This is a genomic window from uncultured Bacteroides sp. (genome assembly GCF_910586915.1).
Lineage (GTDB): Bacteria > Bacteroidota > Bacteroidia > Bacteroidales > Bacteroidaceae > Bacteroides.
Genome location: NZ_CAJULN010000081.1, coordinates 1 through 4,310 on the forward strand (window position 1 = coordinate 1; position 4,310 = coordinate 4,310).

The following is a 4,310-nucleotide window of genomic DNA, read 5'->3' on the forward strand; positions in this document are numbered from 1 at the left end:
AGTAAGTTACATACGAATATAAGAGCGGGAGATTTTTCTTTTTAGAGGAAAGGTAAAAATAAAAATATTCTTTCGGAAATAGCTGAATATTTTTCTGTTTTTATTAGCGCGATTCGTGAATTTCATCTATATTTGTCAATAGTGAACGAGAAAGTAAATATGTAATTTATAGAAAAAACGAATATGAAAAAACAATATGTCAGCCTGCTTGCCATTATACTTTCGGCAAGCGTTCTTTTGTTTTCTTGCCATGACAAGATGAACAAGAATACAGGTGCATTGCAATTCGACAGTCTTCAGGTGAACAAGACGGCGCACCTCTTTAACGATACAGCCAAACCAGCCTGTAACATGATTATCAATTTCGCCTATCCCGTCAAGTCATCGGACGATATGCTGAAAGACACGCTGAATACATACTTCATTTCCGCCTGCTTCGGCGACAAATACATCGGAGAAAAGCCGAAAGAAGTAATAAAGCAATATACGGAAAATTACGTCGGCGAATACCGCCGCGACCTGGAACCGATGTACATGGAAGATGAGAAAGACAAGGAAGACGAAGCATCCATCGGAGCCTGGTACTCTTATTATAAGAGCATCGAAAGCCACGTGCAACTGTATGAGAAAGACCTGCTTATCTACCGCATCGACTACAATGAATACACCGGAGGCGCACACGGCATCTATATGACAACTTACCTGAATATGGATCTTACACTGATGCGTCCGCTCCGTCTTGACGATATTTTCGTCGGAGACTACAAAGAGCAACTGACAGACCTCATCTGGAACCAGCTTATGGCGGACAACCACGTGACCACCCACGAAGCCTTAGAAGATATGGGATACGCTTCGACTGGCGATATCGCTCCGACCGAGAACTTCTATCTGAGCAAAGAGGGCCTTACCTTCTATTATAATGTATACGACATTACCCCCTACTCAATGGGACCGGTAAAGGTAACCGTTCCATTCCCCATGATGGAGCATCTTCTCGGAAGCAACCCGATTTTGGGAGAACTGAAAAAATAAAAATCGATTCATTTACATAAATTCTAATTTAGTAATCCGAAACTGACAAAAGTGGAAATCATCAATAAATACTTCCCCGGACTGACAGAAGAGCAGCGCAAACAATTTGCCGCTCTATATGACCTTTACATCGACTGGAATTCAAAAATCAACGTGATTTCACGTAAGGACATCGAAAACCTGTACGAGCACCATGTACTCCATTCGTTAGGAATCGCCCAAGTAATCCAATTCCGCCCCGGAACCACAGTGATGGATTTGGGCACGGGCGGCGGTTTCCCCGGTATCCCTTTGGCAATACTATTTCCCGAAACGAAGTTCCATCTCGTAGACAGCATCGGCAAGAAAGTACGCGTAGCCACCGAAGTTGCCAATGCCATCGGACTGAAGAACGTTACCTTCCGCCATGCCCGCGCAGAAGAGGAGAAACGCCTGTTCGACTTCGTTGTAAGCCGTGCCGTGATGCCTTTGGCGAATTTGATTAAGATTATCAAAAAGAACATCTCCTCCCACCAACAGAATGCATTGCCCAACGGACTTATCTGCCTCAAAGGCGGCGAGTTGGAACACGAAACCATGCCATTCAAGCACAAGACAATGATTCACAGCCTGAGCGACAACTTCGAGGAAACGTTTTTTGAGACCAAGAAAGTGGTATATGTCCCCATTTAGAGACAATCCGGCGGCTCCGGACAAAAACAAGATTAAGATTCATCATACATAAGAACCATGAAAATAAAAAGGTTTGAATTTAATATGTTTCCCGTAAATTGCTACATATTATGGGACGACACCAAAGAAGCAGCCATCATTGACCCGGGCTGTTTCTACGAAGAAGAGAAACAGGCTTTAAAGCAGTTCATCCTCACCAACGGACTGAATGTGAAGCATCTTCTGAATACTCATTTACATTTAGACCATATCTTCGGAAATCCGTTCATGCTCCAGGAATTCGGCTTGTCGGCAGAAGCCAACAAGGCAGACGAGTATTGGATTGACGAAGCTCCGAAACAAAGCCGGATGTTTGGTTTTCAGTTGCAGGAAGACCCCGTTCCTTTAGGGAAATACCTCCACGACGGCGACATTATCACCTTCGGACACACCCAATTGGAAGCAATCCATGTGCCCGGCCACTCTCCCGGCAGTTTAGTGTACTATTGCAAAGAAGACAACTGTATGTTCTCAGGCGATGTCCTGTTTCAAGGCAGCATCGGCCGTGCCGACCTCACAGGCGGTAATTTCGACGAACTGATAGAGCACATTTGCAGCCGTCTCTTCGTCCTTCCCAATGAGACGGTCGTCTATCCGGGACACGGTGCCCCCACGACCATCGGAATGGAAAAAGCAGAAAACCCATTTTTCAGATAAAATAACCAAATCCCTTTATTAATATGAAAACCGATTTGTTAGCTGGCCGTCACATCGGCATCAATGAACAAGACACAGCCACGATGCTCCGAAAAATCGGGGTAGCATCATTGGACGAACTTATTGAAAAAACGATTCCTGCCAATATCCGGCTGAAAGAACCGTTGGCCCTGGAGCACCCATTGACGGAATACGAATTTGGAAAACACATCGCTGCATTAGCAAGTAAAAACAAGCTGTACACCACCTACATCGGTTTGGGCTGGTACAATACGATTACGCCCGCCGTTATCCAACGGAATGTATTCGAGAATCCGGTGTGGTACACTTCTTACACTCCTTACCAGACGGAAGTGTCGCAAGGACGCCTGGAAGCATTGATGAACTTCCAGACAGCCGTGTGCGACCTTACCGCCATGCCGCTTGCCAACTGTTCGCTGCTCGACGAAGCAACCGCCGCAGCCGAAGCAGTCAGCATGATGTACGCCCTCCGTTCGCGTGCCCAGCAGAAGGCGGGTGCAAACGTAGTATTCGTCGACGAAAACATCTTCCCGCAGACATGGGCAGTCATGACTACCCGTGCCGTGCCGCAGGGAATCGAGTTGCGCGTAGGCAAATACAAAGACTTCGAGCCTTCGCCGGAAGTATTCGCCTGCATCCTTCAATACCCCAATTCAAACGGAAATGCAGAAGATTATGCCGCATTTACGGAAAAAGCACATACCGCCGACTGCAAAGTAGCTGTCGCCGCCGATATTCTGAGCCTTGCCCTGCTGACCCCGCCGGGAGAATGGGGAGCGGACATCGTATTCGGAACCACCCAACGCTTAGGCACACCGATGTTCTATGGAGGCCCGTCGGCCGCTTACTTCGCCACAAGAGACGAATACAAACGGAATATGCCGGGACGCATCATCGGATGGTCGAAAGACAAGTACGGCAAACTCTGTTACCGCATGGCCCTACAGACCCGCGAACAGCACATCAAACGGGAAAAGGCAACGTCGAACATCTGTACGGCGCAAGCCCTTTTGGCCACAATGGCAGGCTTCTATGCCGTCTATCACGGGCAGGAAGGTATTTCAACCATCGCATCGCGTATCCACAGCATCGCCGTGTTCCTTGACAGGCAACTGACTGACTTAGGATATACGCAAGTAAACACACAATATTTCGATACCCTGCGTTTTGAACTGCCCGAACTGATTTCGGCTCAGCAGATTCGTACCATCGCGCTCAGCAAAGAGGTGAACCTGCGCTATTATGAGAATGGAGATGTCGGTTTCAGCATTGACGAGACGACGGATATCGCAGCCGCCAACCTGTTGCTCTCCATCTTTGCCATCGCCGTGGGGAAAGATTATCAGAAGGTAGACGATATCCCTGAGCAAAGCATCATTGACAAGACACTGAAACGCACCACTCCCTTCCTTACCCACGAGGTATTCAACCAATATCATACGGAAACGGAGATGATGCGCTACATCAAACGCCTGGACCGCAAGGACATTTCCCTGGCCCAGTCGATGATTTCCCTCGGTTCGTGTACGATGAAGCTGAACGCTGCTGCGGAGATGCTGCCTTTGAGCTATGCCGCATTCATGGGTATGCACCCGCTTGTTCCCGAAGACCAGGCGGAAGGATACCGCGAACTGATAAAGAACCTGAGCGAAGATTTGAAGATTATCACCGGTTTTGCCGGCGTCAGCCTGCAACCGAATTCGGGTGCGGCAGGCGAATATACAGGCCTTCGCGTAATTCGTGCGTATCTGGAGAGCATCGGCGAGGGACATCGGAACAAGATTCTGATTCCCGCATCGGCCCACGGAACCAATCCCGCATCGGCTATACAGGCAGGCTTTACGACCGTCACCTGCGCGTGCGATGAATTGGGCAATGTCGACATG

At 48.2% G+C, this 4,310-nt stretch carries 4 protein-coding genes; all 4 read left to right on the forward strand.

Going from position 1 to position 4,310, the window contains the following annotated elements; all coding sequences use genetic code 11:
• Positions 1–183: 183 nt before the first annotated feature.
• Positions 184–1,035: a DUF3298 and DUF4163 domain-containing protein gene (locus QZ331_RS14345; RefSeq protein ID WP_294631428.1), complete on the forward strand. Its 852-nt coding sequence runs from the start codon at positions 184–186 to the stop codon at positions 1,033–1,035.
• Positions 1,036–1,086: 51 nt separating this feature from the next.
• Positions 1,087–1,707, forward strand: coding sequence for a 16S rRNA (guanine(527)-N(7))-methyltransferase RsmG (gene rsmG, locus QZ331_RS14350; RefSeq protein ID WP_294631430.1), 621 nt, complete (start codon positions 1,087–1,089; stop codon positions 1,705–1,707).
• 57 nt (positions 1,708–1,764) lie between these two features.
• On the forward strand, positions 1,765–2,403 hold the full coding sequence (locus QZ331_RS14355) for an MBL fold metallo-hydrolase (RefSeq protein WP_294631432.1): 639 nt from the start codon (positions 1,765–1,767) through the stop codon (positions 2,401–2,403).
• 23 nt (positions 2,404–2,426) lie between these two features.
• Positions 2,427–4,310, forward strand: a 1,884-nt coding sequence (locus QZ331_RS14360; RefSeq protein ID WP_294631433.1) for a glycine dehydrogenase (aminomethyl-transferring), incomplete at its 3' end; no start/stop codon positions are given.